The organism is Streptomyces sp. NPDC059989 (assembly GCF_042736975.1).
In the GTDB taxonomy this organism is placed as follows: domain Bacteria; phylum Actinomycetota; class Actinomycetes; order Streptomycetales; family Streptomycetaceae; genus Streptomyces.
Genome location: NZ_JBHWUO010000029.1, coordinates 15,995 through 35,238, shown reverse-complemented (window position 1 = coordinate 35,238; position 19,244 = coordinate 15,995). Strand labels below are relative to the sequence as shown.

Genomic DNA, 19,244 nt, shown 5'->3' with positions numbered 1-19,244 from the left:
CGGGCTGAGCGGGCCGCGGGGCCTTCAGGCCGCGCCCGGCGCTTCGACGGGGAACGCCCGGTCCGGGGTGTCCGCCTTGCAGGCCTCCGGGGTGGCGTACACGTATCCCGTCCCGTTGCGCACGCGCAGGACGGGCTCGGTCCAGTTCTCCGTGTCGTCCGGGACGAAGAGGTGCGTGATGCGCCGCTCCGCGTCGTGGACCAGGAGCGAGACGATGGCGTAGAGCTGGGCGCCGATGTGGCCGAGCCCCTGCTGAGGATGGTCGGCCGGCCCTTCGACGCGGATGACGAAGAATCGTTCCTCTTCCCAGAGACCGCCCTTGTCCAGCCACTGACCCTCCCCCACGGGCACTCCGTCCACCCAGAGCCGCGCTTCGCTGGGATTGCCGCGGAACAGGAGCACCGAGCGGTGACGGTCGCCCGCGGTGAAGTCCACTTCGATCTCGTGCCGGCTCCAGCAGTCCATGAAGCCGCTGCACGCCCCGGGCACCTCCCCGTGCCGGTAGCTCGGGATCTCTTCGCCCGGCGGCACGACGGGATCCAGGCTGCAGACCTCCGCGAAGCGGCAGGCCCGCTCGACGCGCCGGTTGCAGCCGAGCCCCATCGCCGCGACATCGCGGGGCGCCGCCTTCGAGAGCAACTCGGCCAGGCGTGCCACGTACCGGTCCTCGCCGACCAGCGCGGTCAGGTCGGCCTCGTCGAACCACCAGTGGAGCAGGTCGACTCCGACGGGGGAACGGGCCAGCCAATGCCGCCACCCGGCCGCGCTGTCGCCCCACCGTGCGGCCACCTGCTTCTCAGCTGCCCGCTCGGCGGCCGCAGCGGCCTCGGCGGCCGCGTCCACCGGCGCTGGAGCCTCCTGCGCCTCGCCGCCGGGCACGCTCTCCGGCGCCGCCGCCTCAGCCGTCGCTTCGGCTTCGGCTTCGACTCTCGTTCTTTCTTTCGCTTTCGCTGTCCATGGCCACTTCACGGCTCGCCCCCTCGGTCCACGCGTCCGGCAGGCCGCCGATCGTAGGACCGATCCCGCGCCAGGCGCCCCTCATTTCCCGGCGGCACCCTCCTGACCTGCGCGGGAGCCCGCGTGGGCGTGGGCGCGGATCCGGTTGAACTCCGCGACGTGCTTCTTGTGCTCCTCGTACGTCGCCGAGAAGCGGGTGTCCCCCGGCTTCACGGTGACGAAGAACAGCCAGTCGCCCGGCGTCGGCGCGACCGCGGCCGCCATGGCCTCCAGCCCCGGGCTGTCGATCGGCGTGGGCGGCAGTCCCTGGCGTTCGTAGGTGTTGAACGGGCTGTCGATCCGGGTCTCGCTCAGCGTGGTGTCCACGGTGCTGCGGTTCAGCGCGTAGTTGATGGTGGAGTCCATCTGGAGCGGCATCGACTTCGCCAGCCGGTTGTGCACCACCCGTGCGACCTTGCCCATGTCGGCGCGGCTCTCGGCCTCCGCCTCGATGATGCTGGCCAGGGTGGCCGTCTGGTACGGGGTCATTCCGTGGGCCTTGCCGCCGTCCGCGACGGCCCGGGTGGCGAGCATCTCGTTCGCCGTGCGCACCATGTACGCGAGGAGCGTGGCCGGGGTGGACTTCGAGGTCACCGGGTACGTCGCCGGGAAGAGGTAGCCCTCCGGGTTCCCCTTGGCCTCCGCGGGCAGAGCCAGCCCGGCGGCGGCCACCGCCGACTTCGTGGATCCCGGCGGGAGCTTCAGCTCACGGTCGACCGCCGCGTACACCTGCGGGGCCCGCCAGCCCTCGGGGATCACCAACTGGCGCGGCCTCTCGGGCGCTTCGCCACCACGCAGCAGCGGGATCAGGGTTGCCGCCCCGATCGCGATCAGCGTGCCGAGGAAGAGCGCCAGCCGGCCCCGGCGGGTGAGCCGGGAACGGTGCTGTGGCGGCCGGTACTCATGACGCATACGGAAACGCTAACCCGTATATCGCCACATTCCCGGCATCCTGCCCGTGCGCCCGTCATACGATCACACGTTCACCGGAGCCAGCTCGACCCCGTCCACCGGTGCCGGCTTCTGCGTGGCGGCCCGGTCCCGGCGCACCAGGGCCGCATACCGGCCGTCCGCCTTCAACAGCTCCTCGTGCGTACCGCGCTCGGCTATCCGGCCGGCGTCCAGGACCACGATCTGGTCGGCATCGCGGACGGTCGAGAGCCGGTGCGCGATGGTGATGGTGGTACGGCCCTGCGACAGGTTGTCGATGGCCCGCTGGACGGCATGCTCGGTCCGGGTGTCGAGGGCGCTCGTGGCCTCGTCGAGAATCAGGACCGGCGGGTCCCGCAGGATGGTCCGGGCGATGGCGAGGCGCTGCTTCTCGCCGCCGGAGAAGCGGTAGCCGCGTTCGCCGACCAGGGTGTCGTACCCGTCGGGCAGGGAGGCGATGTGGTCGTGGATCTGGGCCGCGCGGGCCGCCTCGGCGATCTCCTCGTCGGTGGCGTCCGGTTTGGCGAAGCGGAGGTTGTCCGCGACCGAGGCGTGGAAGAGGTAGGTCTCCTGGGAGACCACGCCTATCGAGCGGGCCAGCGAGTCGAAGTCGAGGTCGCGCACGTCCACCCCGTCCAGGGCCACCCGGCCGCCGGTGACGTCGTAGAGCCGGGGCACGAGGTAGCTGAGCGTGCTCTTGCCCGATCCCGTCGGGCCGACCACGGCGAGGGAGCCTCCGGCCGGGACGGTGATGTCGATCCCCGTGAGCGTCGGGCCGCTCTTCGCGTCGTAGGCGAAGTGGACGTCCTCCAGCCGGACTTCCCCCTTGGCCCGGTCCAGGCGCACGGCGTCCTCGCGCTCGGTGATGTCGACCGGCAGGTCGAGGTACTCGAAGATGCGGGCGAACAGCGCGAGCGAGGTCTGTATCTGCACACCGGTCGACAGCAGGCTGACGGCGGGCCGGAACAGGCCCTGCTGGAGGGTGACGAAGGCGACGAGGGTGCCGACGGAGAGCGAGGGGGCACCCGTCTGCAGGGCTATGCCGGCGGCCCAGTAGATGAGCGCGGGCATGGCGGCCATGACGATGCCGATGGTGGACATCCGCCAGCGCCCGGCCATGCTGGAGCGCACTTCGAGGCCGACGAGCTTCTCGGACTCCTCGGAGAACGCGGCGGTGAGGGACTCGGAACGGCCCATCGTGCGGCCCAGCAGGATGCCGCTCACCGACAGGGACTCGGTGACGGTCGCGGCCATCGTGGCCATCTGCCGCTGCCGCTGCGCGGTGATCTTCTTGCGCTCGCGGCCGACCCGGCGGCTGATCCACACGAAGACGGGGAGCAGGAGCAGGGAGACGAGGGTGAGCCGCCAGTCGAGGGCGAGCATCGCGACCACGGAGGCTATGACGGCCGTCAGGTTCGAGACGAGCGAGGTGGCGGTCGAGGTGACGGTGGCCTGCATGCCGCCGATGTCGTTGGCTATGCGGGACTGCACCTCGCCGGTGCGGGTCCGGGTGAAGAAGGCCAGCGGCATCCGCTGGAGCTGTGCGTAGACGGCGGTGCGCAGGTCGTGCATGACGCGCTGGCCGACCGTGGTGGAGATGAGGGTCTGGAGCACGCCGAAGACGCTGGTGACGACGGCGGTGAGGATCATGCCGAGGGCGAGCAGGCTGAGCAGCCCGGTACGGCCCTGCGGGATCGCGACGTCGAGGATCTCCTTGAGCAGGAACGGCGAGGCGACGCCGACGAGCGAGGAGGCGCCGACGAGCAGACCCACGACGGCGAGCCGGCCGCGGTAGGGCCGGAAGAGGCCCACGATGCGGCGCAGCTCGCGCGGCTGGTCGGCCGGAGCGGGGCGGGTGGGGTCGAGGGATTCTTTCGATGGGGTCCACTTCGGTTCTTCGGGGCGCATGGGCCTCCTTCTGACGAGACTCGGATGAGCATAGCTCATTGTTACCTATGCTCACAATGAATCTGGTCCTGGTACTGTTCCCCAGTATGAGGACCCCTTCCGAGACCGACACCACAGACGGCGTGCTCGCCGAGCAGTTGCTGCGCCTGACCCGTCGGCTCCACCGCATCCAGAAGCGCCATCTGGAGCCGCTCGGGATCACTCCGGCCCAGTCCCGGCTGCTGCGTCTGGTCTCTCATTACGAAGACGGCGACCCTCCCCGAATGGCGGATCTCGCCGCCCGCCTGGAGGTCGTCCCCCGCGCCGTGACCACCCTCGTGGACGGCCTCGAGGCCGCCGAGTGCGTGCGCCGCGCGCCCGACCCGGCGAACCGCCGCGTCATAAGGATCGAGCTCACCGACACCGGCCGCGCCACGCTGCGCCGTCTGCGCAACGCGCGAACCGACGCGGCAGAGGAGATCCTGGCTCCATTGACCGCCGAACAGCGCGAGGTGCTCGGCGGCCTGCTGAACGCCCTGTCGGACGCCCCGGCGGAGCGCCGCTGCTGAGAAGACGGCCGTGCCTGCGCGGGCCGCGATGAGGCGAGGGGTCGCACATGCCGCTGCTGGAACCGAAGCCGGGGACCCTGCGCCCCCGCAGCATCAGCGGCCCCGCCCCCGACCGGATGCCCGAGCACCGGGCCGCCGGTACCCCGGAGCCGCTGCGCACCGAGCTGGCCGAGCTGCTGGGCCCCGAGAAGGTCCTGTGGAAGGTCTCCGACCTGGTCCGCTACGCCACGGACGCCTCCCCCTACCGCTTCGTGCCCCAGGTCGTCGTGATCGCCGAGGACATCGACGACGTCTCCGCGGTCCTCTCGTACGCCCACGGCCGGCAGCGCGAGGTCGTCTTCCGCGCCGCCGGGACCTCGCTCAACGGCCAGGCCCAGGGCGAGGACATCCTCGTCGACGTACGCCGCCACTGGGCCGGCATCGAAGTGCTGGACGGGGGCCGGCGCGCCCGGATCCGGCCCGGCACCACCGTGCTGCGGGCCAACGCCGCCCTCGCCCGGCACGGCCGCGTCCTCGGCCCCGATCCGGCCAGCGCCATCGCCTGCACCCTCGGCGGAGTCGTCGCCAACAACGCCTCGGGCATGACGGCGGGCACCACCAGGAACTCGTACCGCACGCTCTCCTCCCTCACCTTCGTCCTCCCCGGCGGAACCGTCGTGGACACCGCGGACCCGCTGGCCGACGAGGAACTGGCGCGCGCCGAACCGGCCCTGTGCCACGGGCTGATGGAGATCAAGAAGGAGATCGAGGCCGACCCGGAACTCGTCCGGCGGATCCGCGCCAAGTACGAGATCAAGAACACCACCGGCTACCGCCTCGACGCCTACCTGGACGGCAACACCCCCGTGGAGATCCTGCGCGGGCTGATGGTCGGCTCGGAGGGCACCCTCGGCTTCATCTCCGAGGTCGTCTTCGACACCCTCCCGCTGGACCGTGAACTCTGCTCCGCCCTGCTGTTCTTCCCCTCGCTGCCCGCCGCGGCCGCTGCCGTACCCCTCTTCAACGAGGCGGGCGCCATCGCCGTCGAGCTGATGGACGGCAACACCCTGCGCGCCTCGGTCAGCGTCGCGGGCGTCCCCGCCGACTGGGCGGAGCTGCCCAAAGGCACCACCGCGCTGCTGGTGGAGTTCCGCGCTCCGGACGAGGCCGGCCGGGACGCGTACGAGCGCCGCGCGGCCGAAGTCCTCGCCGGACTCGACCTGGTGGCGCCGGTGCCCTCGGTCACCAACGCCTTCACCCGGGACGCGCACACCATCAGCGGCTACTGGAAGGCCCGCAAGGCCTTCGTCACCGCCGTCGGCGGAGCCCGCGCGTCCGGCACCACGCTGATCACCGAGGACTTCGCCGTGCCGCCCTCCCGGCTGGCCGAGGCCTGCGAAGCGCTCCTCGAACTCCAGGCGCGGCACGGCTTCGACGCGGCCGTCGCAGGTCACGCGGCCCACGGCAACCTGCACTTCCTGCTCGCCTTCGACGCCGCCAAGCCCGCCGACGTCCAGCGGTACGCGGCCTTCATGGACGCCTTCTGCCGGCTCACCGTGGAGCGGTTCGACGGCTCGCTGAAGGCCGAGCACTCCACCGGCCGCAACATCGCCCCCTTCCTGGAGCTGGAGTGGGGCCCCAAGGCCACCGGGCTGATGTGGCGCACCAAGCGGACCGTGGACCCGGACGGGGTGCTCGCCCCGCGGATCCTTCTCGACCGCGACCCGCTGGCGCACCTGCGCGGGCTGAAGACGATCCCGAAGGTGGAGGCGGTGGCCGACCCCTGCATCGAGTGCGGGTTCTGCGAACCGACCTGCCCCAGCGAGGACCTGACGACCACTCCGCGCCAGCGGATCGTGCTGCGCCGCGAGATGATGCGCCAGCCGCCCGGTTCCCCGGTGCTGGACGGGCTGCTGGAGGCCTACGGCTACGACGCCGTCGACACCTGTGCGGGCGACTCCACCTGCAAGCTCGCCTGTCCCGTGGGCATCGACACGGGCGCGCTGATGAAGGACTTCCGCCACCGCCGGCACAGCCCGCGCGAGGAGAGGGCGGCCGCGCTGGCCGCGCGCCGGTTCCGGACCGTCGAGGGCGCCGCCCGGCTGGCCGTGGCCGCCGCCGACAAGATCGGCGACCGGGTCGGGGACGGGCTCCTCGCGGCCGTGACGGGGGCGGCGCGGAAGGCCGTACGGCCCGACCTGGTTCCGGAGTGGCTGCCGCAGATCCCCGGTGCGGCGGCGCGGAAGCTGCCCGACACCCGGCGGGTGGGCGCCGCCGCCGTGTACTACCCGGCCTGCGTCAACCGGATCTTCGGCGGCCCCGAAGGCCGCCCCGGGCCCTCCCTGCCGGAGGCCGTGGTGGCCGTGTCGGAGCGGGCCGGCAAGCCGGTGTGGATCCCCCGCGACGTGACGGGCACCTGCTGCGCGACGATCTGGCACTCCAAGGGCTACGACGCCGGGACCCGCGTGATGGCCAACCGGATCGTCGAGGCGGCCTGGGGCTGGACCGCCGGCGGGCGGCTGCCGCTGGTCGTCGACGCCTCCTCGTGCACGCTGGGCATCGCGCACGAGGTGGTCCCGTACCTGACGGACGACAACCGGGCGCTGCACGCGGAGTTGCGGATCGTCGACTCCGTCGTGTGGGCGGCCGAAGAGCTGCTGCCGCATCTGGAGGTCCTCCGCACCGTGGGTTCGGCGGTGCTCCACCCGACCTGCTCGATGCGACACTTGGAGGACGAGGCGCAGCTGCGGACGGTGGCCGAGGCGTGCGCCGACGAGGTGGTGGTCCCGGACGACGCGGGCTGCTGCGCCTTCGCGGGCGACCGGGGCATGCTGCACCCGGAGCTGACGGCCTCGGCGACGGCGCGCGAGGCGGCGGAGGTGACGGCCCGTCCGTTCGACGCCCATCTGTCGGCGAACCGGATGTGCGAGGTGGGCATGGACCGGGCGACCGGACGCGGCTATTACTCGGTTCTGCTCGAACTGGAGCACGCCACGCGCCCCTGATCGTTGTTCCTGACCTGGCGCTACGTCGTCCGGCAGGCCCGTAAACCTCCCCGCGAGGGGGCTCGGCCGACGGAAAATCAATTGCCCGGAGCCAGTCCGGAAGGCGAACCTTGCACGGTTTGAACCACTCGACCAGTCATGGGGCGTCATGCAGATCAGCGATCTTCCGTATCCGGATCCCGGGGTACCCGACGCTCGTTCCGGTCCCCGGTTCCTGGTGTGGCTGGGCCGGGGTCAGCTCGGCGGCCAGTTCAAGAGCCTGGGCTGGGGGCTGCTGCACTTCTCCGGCATCGCCGGACTGCCGTACACGGTAGGGCTGGGCGTGGACGCGGTCGTCGACCACGACGCCGGCCGGCTGCTGCTCGTCGGCGGGCTGCTCGTCCTGCTCGGCGTCGCCATCTCGGTCGGTGACGCCATGCTGCACCGGACCGCCGTCACCAACTGGATCACCGCCGCGGCGCGCGTGCAGCAGTTGCTGGCGCGCAAGACCGCCGAACTGGGCTCCGCCCTGACCCGGAGGGTCGCCGCGGGCGAGGTGGTCGCCGTGTCCACGGGCGACGTCGAGAAGATCGGCTGGTTCGTCGAGGCGGTCTCCCGCTTCCTCGCGGCCGCCTTCGCCGTCGTCCTCGTCTGCGTCGGCCTGCTGTTCTACGCGCCCGCGCTGGGCGTGGTCGTGGCGATCGGCGTGCCGCTGGTCGCCCTGGCCGCGCTGCCGCTGCTGCCCCGCGCCACCCGGCGGGCCGACTTCCAGCGGGAGAAGGCGGGCAAGGCCACCGAGCTGGCCTCGGACACGGTCGCGGGCCTGCGGGTGCTGCGCGGGATCGGCGGCGAGGAACTCTTCCTCGGCCGCTACCGCGAGGCCTCGCAGGAGGTCCGCAAGGCGGCCGTGCGCAGCGCCCGCATGTGGGCGCTGATCTCCGCGATCCAGGTGCTCCTGCCGGGAGCGCTGCTGATCACGGTGGTCTGGTACGGCGCCACGCTCGTCGTGGACGGGCGGATCGCGGTGGGTGAACTCGTCGCGGCGTTCAGCGCGGTGGCCACGCTCCTCTACCCGCTGCGGCACTTCGAGGAGATCGCCATGGCGTACTCCTTCTCGCGCCCCTCCGCCCAGCGGGCCGCCCGGGTGCTGTCGCTGACCCGCACGGACGCCGCCGAGCGGCCCGCGGACGCCGAGGTTCCCAAGGCCCCCGCTCCGGGCGGGGACCTGTACGACCCGCAGACCGGACTGCTGGTCCCCGCGGGCCGGTTCACGGCCGTCGTGTGCGGGGACCCGGACCTGGCGGGCCGGCTCGCGGAACGCCTCGGCGGCCATCCGATGGACGGGGAGGAGGGCACGGACGCCGGGCCCTCGGTGCTCCTCGGCGGGGTCGCGCTGGACGATCTCGCGCTGGACACCGCGCGCACGCTGGTCCTCGTACAGGACAAGGAACCGGTGCTGCTGTCCGGAACCCTGCGCGAGCTGTTCGACGTACCGGCCTCCGGAGCGGTGGAGTCCGGCGCGGCCCTGGAGGCGGCCCAGTGCGGGGACGTGCTGGACGCGCTGCTGCAGTCGGCCCCGGACGGGGTCGACGATCCGATGGACGCACGGATCACCGAGCGCGGCCGGTCGCTGTCGGGCGGGCAGCGCCAGCGGCTGGCGCTCGCGCGCTCCCTGGTCACCGATCCGGAGGTGCTGGTGCTGGACGAGCCGACCTCCGCGGTCGACTCGCACACCGAGGCACGGATCGCGGACGGGGTCGCGGCGCTGCGCGCCGGGCGCACCACGGTGGTCCTGGCCTCCTCGCCGCTGCTGCTCGACCGCGCGGACCGGGTCGTCCTCATCGACGAGGGGAAGGTGGTGGCGATCGGTACGCACCGGGAGCTGCTGCACGGCGAGCCGCTCTACCGGGCGGTCGTCACCCGCGAGACGGAGGAGGAGCAGCGCCTCGCCGTGGTGGAAATGAACCGGCTGGAAGACGTACTCACAGAGATCGAGGAATCCGCATGATCGGCGTGGCGCCGCCGGAATACGATCCGGCGGCCCCCGAGTCGGCCGCGACCCTGCCCGTGGGCACGGCCGCGACCGTACGGGGCTATGTGCGCGGCCTGTTCCGGCGGCACCGGCGGGCCTTCGTGGTGCTGGTGGCGGTCAACGCGATCGCGGTGATCGCCTCCATGGTCGGCCCCTACCTGCTGGGCCGGGTCGTGGACGACCTCACGGCGGGGGCGCGCGAGCTCCATCTGGAGCGCGTGGGACTGCTGTTCGCGCTGGCGCTCGCGATCCAGACGTTCTTCGTCCGGCTGGTCCGGCTGCGCGGGGCGATGCTCGGCGAGCAGATGCTGGCCGATCTGCGCGAGGACTTCCTCGTACGGTCGGTGGGGCTGCCGCCGGGCGTGCTGGAGCGGGCCGGCACCGGTGACCTGCTGTCGCGGATCACCACCGACATCGACCGGCTGGCCAACGCGATGCGCGAGGCCGTGCCGCAGCTGGCCATCGGCGTGGTGTGGGCGGGGCTGCTCTTCGGGGCGCTCGCGGTGACGGCCCCGCCGCTGGCGCTGGCCGCACTGGTGGCGCTGCCGGTGCTGGTGATCGGCTGCCGCTGGTACTTCCGGCGGGCGCCGTCTGCGTACCGCTCGGAGGCGGCCGGCTACGCGGCGGTCGCGGCCGCGCTCACCGAGACGGTGGACGCGGGCCGCACCATCGAGGCGCACCGCCTGGGGCAGGACCGGATCGCGCTGTCGGAGCGGCGGATCAAGCAGTGGACGGCGTGGGAGCGGTACACGCTGTTCCTGCGCACGGTCCTCTTCCCCGTCGTCAACGTCACCTACGTGACCATCCTCGGCTCCGTGCTGATGATCGGCGGCTTCTGCGTGATGCGGGGCTGGATGTCGGTGGGACAGCTGACCACGGGCGCGCTGCTGGCCCAGATGATGGTCGATCCGATCGGCCTGATCCTGCGCTGGTACGACGAACTGCAGATCGCCCAGGTCTCCCTGGCCCGCCTGGTGGGCGTACGGGAGATCGAACCGGACGCGGGGGACGCGAAGATCGGGCCCGAGGGCCGGGACGTCCGCGCGGACGAGGTCCACTTCGGATACCGGGAGGGCGTGGACGTCCTGCACCAGGTGTCGATGTCCGTCCCGCCGGGTACCCGGATGGCGCTCGTAGGCCCGTCGGGCGCGGGCAAGTCCACGCTGGGGCGGCTGCTCGCGGGCATCTACGCACCGCGGACCGGCGAGATCACCCTCGGCGGGGCGCGGCTGTCGCAGATGCCGGCGGAGCGGGTGCGCGAGCACGTGGCGCTGGTCAACCAGGAGCACCACGTGTTCGTGGGCTCGCTGCGGGACAACCTGCGCCTCGCCCGCACGGGCGCCGGGGACGCGGAGCTGTGGGCGGCGCTGGGCGCGGTGGACGCGGACGGCTGGGCCCGTGCCCTGGCGGCCGGTCTGGACACCGAGGTCGGTTCCGGCGGTACGGCGCTGACCCCGGCGCAGGCCCAGCAGATCGCGCTGGCCCGGCTGGTGCTGGCCGACCCGCACACCCTGGTGCTGGACGAGGCAACCTCGCTGCTGGACCCGCGCGCCGCCCGGCACCTGGAGCGTTCCCTGGCCCGGGTGCTGGACGGCCGGACGGTCATCGCCATCGCCCACCGCCTGCACACCGCGCACGACGCGGACGTGATCGCGGTGGTCGAGGGCGGCCGGATCAGCGAACTCGGCTCGCACGACGAACTGGTCGCGGCCGACGGTGCGTACGCGGCCCTGTGGCGGTCCTGGCACGGGTGACCCCGGTGCGCGGGGCGGGTCACCGCCCGCCCCGCGCAGCCCGTCCCTCGGACGGGTCGGTCCTAGTGCTGTGGCCGGGAAGGTTTGCCGGGTCGCGGTGTCCGGTGCGGTGCATCGCAAGGCGGAGGACCGCGGCTCGTACTGGACGTACTTGCGTGGTCCGACAACGCGGCGAGGTGCCGTGCCTGGGGGTACCTCCCAGCGGTAGCTGGGGGAGCGCCGCGACCCGGTGAACCTTTCCGGTCACAGCACTAGATGAAGCCGAGGGCCGAGGCCCCGCCGAAGCCGCCCAGCAGGACGAACACCGGCATCAGGACCTTGAGCTCCACCCAGCTGCCGGCCCGGAAGCGCATCATCTTCGGCGGGCCGATCGGGTACCAGCGCTTCCCGGCGATCGGGAGCGGCCACAGGACCGGGCAGCCGGAGACGGTCAGCGCGTCGCCGATGTCGTGGACGAGCGCGCCGAGCAGGATCGGCAGGCCCAGCCAGAGGTACTCCTGCCCGGGCCCGGTGAACAGCCAGCCCGCGCCGTTGCCCGGCTGGTCCAGCACCCCGGCCAGGATCCACGCGCTGGTCGCGCCGAGCAGCCAGACCAGGACGTCGCTGGACATCCGGGCGGCCCGCCACAGCAGGCCTTCGACGGCCAGCACCAGGTGGACGAAGAGCAGCGCGAGCACGCCCCAGCGGTCGGCGGTCACGGCGAGCACGGAGGCCCCGCCGCCGATCAGGACGGCCCAGAGCCAGGTGTGCGTCAGGGTGCGGTGGCCCCCGGTGCGGCGGGCGTCCTTCGGGGAGCGGGTGGCCTTGTAGACGGCGTAGGAGATCTTGTCGACCACCTCGCACAGGCCGCGGGAGAGCGGGCCGAAGGCGCGGGAGATCGTCGCCGACTTGTGGTCGAGGTCGGGGGCCAGGGCGGCTCCCGCGCAGATCAGCGCTCCTACGACGAGGACCGGCCACGGCATGGGGTGTCCGGCGGCCGCGGTCGCCGCGCCCACCCCCAGCCAGGCCGCTGCCCCTGACAGTGAGTGCGCCGGACCCATCATGGTCGTTTCCCGCCCCGGTTCTGTGCTGGTCGGGCCCTGTTGAAGGTTTCGTTCGGGCCGCGTCGACGGCACAGCGTACCGTCGACGATCTTCGTTCTGTCCGCCGGTTCCCGCATCCGGGGGGAAGCCAGGCAAGATGGGGGGTGTGACCCTCATTGATCAGCTCCCGCCGAACGCCGACCCCGATGCCCTCTTCGAGGCTTTCTCCTCGTGGGCGGAGGACCAGGGCATCACCCTGTACCCGGCTCAGGAGGAGGCGCTGATCGAGGTCGTCTCCGGGGCGAACGTGATCCTCTCCACCCCGACCGGCTCCGGCAAGAGCCTGGTCGCGGCGGGCGCGCACTTCACGGCCCTGGCCCAGGACAAGGTCACCTTCTACACCGCGCCGATCAAGGCGCTGGTGTCGGAGAAGTTCTTCGACCTGTGCAAGCTCTTCGGCACCGAGAACGTCGGCATGCTGACCGGCGACGCTTCCGTGAACGCGGACGCGCCCGTGATCTGCTGCACCGCCGAGGTCCTGGCCTCCATCGCCCTGCGCGACGGCAAGCACGCCGACATCGGCCAGGTCGTCATGGACGAGTTCCACTTCTATGCCGAGCCGGACCGCGGCTGGGCCTGGCAGATCCCGCTGCTGGAGCTGCCGCAGGCGCAGTTCGTCCTGATGTCGGCGACCCTCGGCGACATGAAGCGGTTCGAGGAGGACCTGACCCGGCGTACGGGCCGGCCCACCTCGGTGGTGCGCTCGGCGACGCGGCCCGTCCCGCTGTCCTACGAGTACGTGACCACGCCGATCACCGACACGATCACCGAACTGCTGGAGACCCGGCAGGCTCCCGTCTACATCGTGCACTTCACCCAGGCCCAGGCGGTCGAGCGGGCGCAGTCGCTCATGAGCATCAACATGTGCACCCGCGAGGAGAAGGACAAGATCCAGGACCTGATCGGCAACTTCCGCTTCACCACGAAGTTCGGCCAGAACCTCTCCCGCTACGTCCGGCACGGCATCGGCGTGCACCACGCCGGCATGCTGCCCAAGTACCGCCGTCTGGTCGAGAAGCTCGCCCAGGCCGGTCTGCTGAAGGTCATCTGCGGAACGGACACCCTCGGCGTCGGGGTCAACGTCCCGATCCGCACGGTGCTGTTCACCGCGCTCACCAAGTACGACGGCAACCGGGTCCGCACTCTGCGCGCCCGCGAGTTCCACCAGATCGCCGGCCGCGCCGGCCGGGCCGGATTCGACACGGCGGGCTACGTGGTCGCCCAGGCGCCCGAGCACGTCATCGAGAACGAGAAGGCGCTCGCCAAGGCCGGCGACGACCCGAAGAAGCGCCGCAAGGTGGTGCGCAAGAAGGCTCCCGAGGGCTTCGTCGCCTGGTCGGACACCACCTTCGAGAAGCTCATCGCCGCCGACCCGGAGGCGCTGACCTCGCGCTTCAAGGTCACCAACATCATGCTGCTGTCGGTCATCGCCCGGCCGGGCGACGCCTTCAAGGCGATGCGCCACCTCCTGGAGGACAACCACGAGCCGCGCAAGGCCCAGCTGCGGCACATCCGCCGGGCCATCGCGATCTACCGCTCGCTGCTGGACGGCGGCGTCGTCGAGAAGCTCGACACCCCGGACGCGGAGGGCCGCACCATCCGGCTCACCGTCGACCTCCAGCAGGACTTCGCGCTCAACCAGCCGCTGTCCACCTTCGCACTGGCCTCCTTCGACCTGCTCGACCCGGAGTCCCCCTCCTACGCGCTGGACATGGTGTCCGTCGTGGAGTCCACGCTGGACGACCCGCGCCAGATCCTCGCCGCCCAGCAGAACAAGGAACGCGGCATCCAGGTCGGCCAGATGAAGGCCGACGGGATCGAGTACGAGGAGCGGATGGAGCGGCTCCAGGACGTCACCTACCCCAAGCCGCTCGAAGAACTGCTCTTCCACGCCTACGACGTGTACGCCAAGAGCCACCCGTGGGTGCGCGACCACCCCGTCTCCCCGAAGTCGATCATCCGCGACATGTACGAGCGCGCGATGACCTTCACCGAATTCACCTCCTTCTACGAGCTGGCCCGCACCGAGGGCATCGTGCTGCGCTACCTGGCGAGCGCGTTCAAGGCTCTGGACCACACCATCCCCGACGACCTCAAGTCCGAGGACCTCCAGGACCTCATCGAATGGCTCGGCGAGCTGGTCCGCCAGGTCGACTCCAGCCTGCTGGACGAGTGGGAGCAGCTGGCGAACCCGGAGGTGGAGACGGCGGAGCAGGCCCAGGAGAAGGCCGACCAGGTCAAGCCGGTCACCGCCAACTCGCGCGCCTTCCGCGTCCTGGTCCGCAACGCCATGTTCCGCCGGGTGGAGCTGGCCGCCCTCGACCACGTCAACGTGCTGGGCGAGCTGGACGCCGAGTCCGGCTGGGACGCCGACGCCTGGGGCGAGGCCATGGACGGGTACTGGGACGAGTACGACGACCTGGGCACCGGCCCCGACGCCCGCGGCCCCAAGCTGCTCCAGATCGAGGAGGACGCGGCGCACGGCCTGTGGCGCGTCCGCCAGACCTTCGCCGACCCGAACGGGGACCATGGCTGGGGCATCAGCGCCGAGGTCGACCTCGCGGCCTCCGACGAAGAGGGCCGGGCGGTCATCCGGGTCACCTCCGTCGGCGAACTCGGCGCGCTCTGACCGCACCCCGCATCCCGCCGGACCCGCCGGCGCCCGCGTCCCGCAGGCGCCGCCCGGACCTGACAGTGGAGAACCTCTGATGACGAACCCCGCCGAGAGACTGGTCGATCTGCTCGATCTGGAGCAGATCGAGGTCAACATCTTCCGCGGCGCCAGCCCCCAGGAGTCCCTCCAGCGCGTCTTCGGCGGCCAGGTCGCCGGCCAGGCGCTGGTGGCCGCCGGCCGCACCACGGAGAGCGACCGCCCCGTCCACTCGCTGCACGCGTACTTCCTGCGCCCCGGCATCCCCGGGGTGCCGATCGTGTACCAGGTGGAGCGCGTGCGCGACGGGCGGTCCTTCACCACGCGCCGGGTCACCGCGGTCCAGCAGGGCAAGACGATCTTCAATCTCACCGCCTCCTTCCATCATCCGGAGGAGGGCGGCATCGAGCATCAGCTGCCTCCCCACCACGTCCCCCATCCGGACACCCTCCCGAAGGTCGCGGACGAGATCCGCGAGCACCTCGGCGCCCTGCCCGAGGCCCTGGAGCGGATGGCCCGCCGCCAGGCCTTCGACATCCGCTACGTGAACCGGCTCCGCTGGGCCCCCAAAGAGCTCAAGGGCGCCGATCCGCGCAGCGCGGTGTGGATGCGGGCGGTCGGCCCGCTGGGCGACGACCCGCTCGTGCACACCTGCGCCCTCACCTACGCCAGTGACATGACCCTCCTCGACGCCGTGCGCATCCCGGTGGAACCCCTGTGGGGGATGCGCGGATTCGACATGGCGAGCCTGGACCACGCCATGTGGTTCCACCGGCCGTTCCGGGCGGACGAGTGGTTCCTCTACGACCAGGAGTCCCCCATCGCCCACGGCGGCCGGGGCCTGGCCCGCGGCCGCATCTACGACCTGGAGGGCAGGCTGCTGGTCTCCGTGGTCCAGGAAGGCCTCTTCCGCCCGTACCCCGCCAAGCCGTCCCGGCCGGCCACGCCCTCCTCCGAGAACTGAGCAATCCCATGCCCACCCCGGCCCTCCCCTGCCCCTGCGGGCTGCCCGCCGCCTACGCGGACTGCTGCGGCCGCTTCCACTCCGGCGACCGGCAGGCGCCCACGGCCGAGCGGCTGATGCGCTCGCGCTTCAGCGCCTTCGCCGTCGGCGACACGGCCTACCTGCTGCGCTCCTGGCACCCCTCCACGCGCCCGGACCGGCTCGACCTGGATCCCGGCCAGCGCTGGGAGCGGCTGGAGATCCTCGCCACCGAACGCGGCGGGATGTTCGAGACGGAGGGCTCGGTGGAGTTCCGGGCGCACTACCGCGAGGGCCGGCACACCGGCTCACTCCACGAGCACAGCAGCTTCTCCCGGGAGAACGGGGCCTGGGTCTACGTCGGCCCCCTGTCCCCCGTCGACTTCGACTGACCGCGCGCCCCGGTCAGCGCGAACTCCAGGCTGGTGCGGTACCAGTGGACCTCCTCGGGCGCTTCGGCCTTCAACAGCCGAAGCGCCACGGCCGCGGCCGCCGGAACCTGCGGATGCCCGTACGGCGGAGGCGGAGCGAGCGCGGCCAGGACGATCCGCTCCGACGGGTCGGGCACGGCCCGCAGCAGCTCCTCCTCCGGCAGTACGGAGGCCAGTACCGCCGCGCGCTCCCACGGGTCTGCGGTCCGTCTCAGCAGCAGCCCGACGTGCCGCCCGCGCCACTTCGGCGGGCGCAGGTCAGCCCTGGCCGCCATCAGCTCCCGGTCCGGCGGGGGCGCGATCCCGCGCAGCATCGCCGGCTCCCGCCCCGCGAACTCCCGTAGCTCCGCGGTCAGATAGAGCCACACCACGGCCCGGTAGCGGTTGATCCGGTAGGCCACCGGGGTGAGGTGCCCGCAGCGCGCGAGCCGGGTGAAGCGGCTCGGGCCGACCCCCATCACCTCGGCCGCGGCCTGGGCTCCGGCCACGGTCTCGACCCGTTCGCGCAGGGCGCCCGGCCACCCCTCGGCGGACCTGACCCGCTCCAGCTCGGCCCGCGCGTAGCGCGCGGCCCCGCCGGCCGGCGGACCGGCGCGCACGATCCCCAGCTGGACGGCCCGGGCGAACTCGCCCCGGCTCAACCCCAGTTCCCCGGCGGCCGGCACACCGCCCACCAGCTCATCCCCACAGCCATCGGCACCGGCATCGGCATCGGCATCGACCCGGCCGACGACCTCCGCGGCCACGTCGTCCCGAGCCACGGCCCCCAGCCGTGTCGTCGTCAGCCGTGCCGCCCCATCCGTCGTCAGCCGTGCCGCCGGCCGTGTCCTCGGTTGTGTCGTCAGTTGTGTCGTCATGACGGTCCTCCCCCACGAGCAGTGATTACTCTGTGTGAAGACCGTAACTCAGCGCGACGACACCCCGCGAGGCCTGTGGACAACTCCGGAGCCTCAGCCGCCGGTGACGCGCCGCTCCGCGACCCCGAGGTGCTCGCCCACCCGGTTGACCAGCAGCGTCATCTCGTACGCGACCTGCCCGATGTCCGCCTCGGACGCGCTCAGCACGCACAGGCAGCTCCCCGCACCCGCCGCCATGACGAAGAGGACCCCTTCGTCGTACTCGACCATCGTCTGCCGGACCTCCCCGGCCCGAAAGTGCCGCCCCGACCCCTTGGCCAGGCTCTGCAGCCCTGCGGCGACCGCCGCCAGGTGCTCCGAGTCCTCCCGCGCCAGCCCCGCGCTCGCGCCCGTCACCAGGCCGTCGTTGGACAGCACCACCGCATGCCGCACCTGCTGGACCCTGCGTGTCAGGTCGTCCAGCAGCCAGTCGAGCTGCTTGTCCAGTGCCATTCCCAGCCCCTCCCCGTTGACCCGGCCGACATGGCCGCGCCTCACCCCGCGTAGTTGTGGCGCAAGCCTTCCCCACCAGTGCCTTTCCGGCAAGGAGGATGTCCCCATGGCGAAGAAGATGACTCAAGAGGAATGGCGTGCGTTCGTCTCCCATTCCACCCGCACCGGGAAACTCTCCACCGTCCGTGCCGACGGAAGCCCCCACATCGCCCCCGTCTGGTTCGTACTCGACGGCGATTCCTTCCTGTTCAACACCGGCAAGGACACCGTCAAGGGACGGAACCTCGCCCGTGACGGCCGGGTCGCGCTGTGCGTGGACGACGACCGGCCCCCGTACGCCTACGTCGTGCTCCAGGGCCGCGCCGAGATCAGCGAGGAACCGGACGAGCTGCTCACGTGGGCGACCAGGATCGGCGCCCGCTACATGGGCGAGGAGCGCGCCGAGGCCTTCGGCCGCCGCAACGCGGTCCCCGGCGAACTCCTCGTCCGGGTCCCCATCGACAAGGTGATAGCGATCTCCGGCGTATCGGACTGACCCCGATCCCACCACCCCCTCCTCGCCGCAGGCCGGTTCACACCGAATCGGCCTGCGGCTCCACCGAGTCCAACAGCCGGGCGGTGTGCACCCGCCCCGCGTACTCGACCAGCCTGATCAGCACTTCCTTCCCCGAGTCCTTGTCCCGCGCGTCACACAGCACCACCGGCGTCCCCTGGTCCAGGTCCAGCGCCCGCGACACCTCGTGCGCCCCGTACCGCCGCGCGTCCGTGAAGCAGTTGACGGCCACGACGAACGGGATGCGCCGGTGCTCGAAGTAGTCCACGGCGGGGAAGCAGTCCTCCAGCCGCCGCGTGTCGGCGAGGACCACCGCGCCCAGCGCCCCCTGCGACAGCTCGTCCCACAGGAACCAGAAGCGGTCCTGCCCGGGCGTGCCGAACAGGTACAGCGACAGCCCGGAGCGGATGGTGATCCGTCCGAAGTCCATGGCCACCGTCGTGGTCGTCTTCTGGTCCACCCCGCCCGTGTCGTCGACCAGTTCGCCCGCCTCGCTGAGCAGTTCCTCCGTCCGCAGCGGGCGGATCTCGCTCACCGCGCCCACCAGCGTGGTCTTGCCGACCCCGAAGCCGCCCGCGACCAGGATCTTCAGGGCGAGCGCGGCCAGTTCGCCGTCGTCCCCGGGATCGGCGGCCGTGTCCGGGGCCGGCCCGAGGGGCCCGTTGTCGTGTTGTCCCATCACAGCGCTCGCAATCCCTCGATGACTTCCCGCAGAATCCGCTCGTCCGGCAGCTGCGCGGGCGGTACCGGCCGGCTGACCTTGACGTGCCCGCCCTCCAGCAGGTCCCCGAGGAGCACCCGCACCACCCCCACGGGCAGGTCCGCGTCGGCGGCGAGCTCCGCCACCGACTGGGTCTCGGCCCGGCAGAGCCCGAGCAGCGCCCGGTGTTCGGGGCCCAGCAGGGACTCGGCCGCCTCGTCGGTGCCCTGCGGGTCCACCACGACCAGCGCGATCAGGTCGAAGCGCACCCCGTGGGGTCCCGGCTTCGTGCGCCCGCCGGTCATGGCGTACGGACGGACGAGCGGGCCCGCGTCGGCGTCGTACCACTGGCCGTTCATGTGCCGG

16 protein-coding genes are annotated in these 19,244 nt (G+C 72.0%); 8 read left to right on the top strand and 8 right to left on the bottom strand.

What is annotated here, in order from left to right; translation table 11 throughout:
- Nucleotides 1–24 precede the first annotated feature (24 nt).
- From ACFWBN_RS24795 to ACFWBN_RS24785, 3 genes are all read right to left on the bottom strand, one after another.
- On the bottom strand, nt 25–843 hold the full coding sequence (locus tag ACFWBN_RS24795) for a hypothetical protein (protein WP_385179108.1): 819 nt from the start codon (nt 841–843) through the stop codon (nt 25–27).
- Between the two features lie 195 nt (nt 844–1,038).
- The gene (mltG, locus tag ACFWBN_RS24790; RefSeq protein WP_385179107.1) at nt 1,039–1,908 is read right to left on the bottom strand and encodes an endolytic transglycosylase MltG; all 870 of its coding nucleotides are present in this window, start codon (nt 1,906–1,908) and stop codon (nt 1,039–1,041) included.
- 63 nt (nt 1,909–1,971) lie between these two features.
- Complete coding sequence (locus tag ACFWBN_RS24785) at nt 1,972–3,834, bottom strand: ABC transporter ATP-binding protein (protein ID WP_385179106.1); 1,863 nt, start codon at nt 3,832–3,834, stop codon at nt 1,972–1,974.
- A gap of 86 nt (nt 3,835–3,920) precedes the next feature.
- Between ACFWBN_RS24785 and ACFWBN_RS24780 the strand changes: the two genes are divergently transcribed.
- The 4 genes from ACFWBN_RS24780 to ACFWBN_RS24765 all read left to right on the top strand — a co-directional run bounded on the left by ACFWBN_RS24780 (nt 3,921) and on the right by ACFWBN_RS24765 (nt 11,131).
- The gene (locus ACFWBN_RS24780) at nt 3,921–4,382 is read left to right on the top strand and encodes a MarR family winged helix-turn-helix transcriptional regulator (RefSeq protein ID WP_385179105.1); all 462 of its coding nucleotides are present in this window, start codon (nt 3,921–3,923) and stop codon (nt 4,380–4,382) included.
- Between the two features lie 47 nt (nt 4,383–4,429).
- Entirely contained in the window at nt 4,430–7,366 is a 2,937-nt protein-coding gene (locus ACFWBN_RS24775) for an FAD-binding and (Fe-S)-binding domain-containing protein (protein ID WP_385179104.1), read from the top strand.
- A 148-nt stretch (nt 7,367–7,514) separates the two neighbouring features.
- Complete coding sequence (locus tag ACFWBN_RS24770; RefSeq protein ID WP_385179103.1) at nt 7,515–9,353, top strand: ABC transporter ATP-binding protein; 1,839 nt, start codon at nt 7,515–7,517, stop codon at nt 9,351–9,353.
- Nucleotides 9,350–11,131 (top strand): ABC transporter ATP-binding protein, encoded by a 1,782-nt coding sequence (locus ACFWBN_RS24765; RefSeq protein WP_385179102.1) that lies wholly within the window; start codon nt 9,350–9,352, stop codon nt 11,129–11,131. The genes ACFWBN_RS24770 and ACFWBN_RS24765 overlap by 4 nt, the downstream gene beginning before the upstream one ends.
- A 251-nt stretch (nt 11,132–11,382) precedes the next feature.
- Here ACFWBN_RS24765 and ACFWBN_RS24760 read toward each other — a convergent pair whose 3' ends face one another.
- Nucleotides 11,383–12,174, bottom strand: a complete 792-nt coding sequence (locus tag ACFWBN_RS24760) for a metal-dependent hydrolase (protein ID WP_385179101.1) — start codon at nt 12,172–12,174, stop codon at nt 11,383–11,385.
- Between the two features lie 145 nt (nt 12,175–12,319).
- Between ACFWBN_RS24760 and ACFWBN_RS24755 the strand changes: the two genes are divergently transcribed.
- From ACFWBN_RS24755 to ACFWBN_RS24745, 3 genes are all read left to right on the top strand, one after another.
- Nucleotides 12,320–14,842: a DEAD/DEAH box helicase gene (locus tag ACFWBN_RS24755; RefSeq protein ID WP_385179100.1), complete on the top strand. Its 2,523-nt coding sequence runs from the start codon at nt 12,320–12,322 to the stop codon at nt 14,840–14,842.
- Between the two features lie 79 nt (nt 14,843–14,921).
- Nucleotides 14,922–15,827 carry an acyl-CoA thioesterase gene (locus tag ACFWBN_RS24750; protein ID WP_385179099.1) on the top strand — a complete coding sequence of 302 codons (906 nt, stop codon included), beginning with the start codon at nt 14,922–14,924 and terminating at the stop codon, nt 15,825–15,827.
- Between the two features lie 8 nt (nt 15,828–15,835).
- Complete coding sequence (locus ACFWBN_RS24745; RefSeq protein WP_385179098.1) at nt 15,836–16,237, top strand: YchJ family protein; 402 nt, start codon at nt 15,836–15,838, stop codon at nt 16,235–16,237.
- On the opposite strand, the gene ACFWBN_RS24740 is transcribed toward ACFWBN_RS24745, so the two are convergent.
- Nucleotides 16,201–17,133 carry a DUF6397 family protein gene (locus ACFWBN_RS24740; protein ID WP_385179097.1) on the bottom strand — a complete coding sequence of 311 codons (933 nt, stop codon included), beginning with the start codon at nt 17,131–17,133 and terminating at the stop codon, nt 16,201–16,203. The genes ACFWBN_RS24745 and ACFWBN_RS24740 overlap by 37 nt on opposite strands.
- A 93-nt stretch (nt 17,134–17,226) precedes the next feature.
- On the bottom strand, nt 17,227–17,625 hold the full coding sequence (locus tag ACFWBN_RS24735; RefSeq protein WP_215016362.1) for a roadblock/LC7 domain-containing protein: 399 nt from the start codon (nt 17,623–17,625) through the stop codon (nt 17,227–17,229).
- A gap of 106 nt (nt 17,626–17,731) precedes the next feature.
- Between ACFWBN_RS24735 and ACFWBN_RS24730 the strand changes: the two genes are divergently transcribed.
- A complete protein-coding gene (locus ACFWBN_RS24730; protein WP_385179096.1) occupies nt 17,732–18,160 on the top strand; it encodes a PPOX class F420-dependent oxidoreductase in 429 nt (142 codons plus the stop codon).
- A gap of 37 nt (nt 18,161–18,197) precedes the next feature.
- On the opposite strand, the gene ACFWBN_RS24725 is transcribed toward ACFWBN_RS24730, so the two are convergent.
- Both ACFWBN_RS24725 and ACFWBN_RS24720 read right to left on the bottom strand, forming a co-directional pair.
- Nucleotides 18,198–18,857, bottom strand: a complete 660-nt coding sequence (locus ACFWBN_RS24725) for an ATP/GTP-binding protein (RefSeq protein WP_385179095.1) — start codon at nt 18,855–18,857, stop codon at nt 18,198–18,200.
- Nucleotides 18,857–19,237, bottom strand: coding sequence for a DUF742 domain-containing protein (locus ACFWBN_RS24720; protein WP_385179094.1), 381 nt, complete (start codon nt 19,235–19,237; stop codon nt 18,857–18,859). The genes ACFWBN_RS24725 and ACFWBN_RS24720 overlap by 1 nt, the downstream gene beginning before the upstream one ends.
- Between the last annotated feature and the right edge of the window lie 7 nt (nt 19,238–19,244).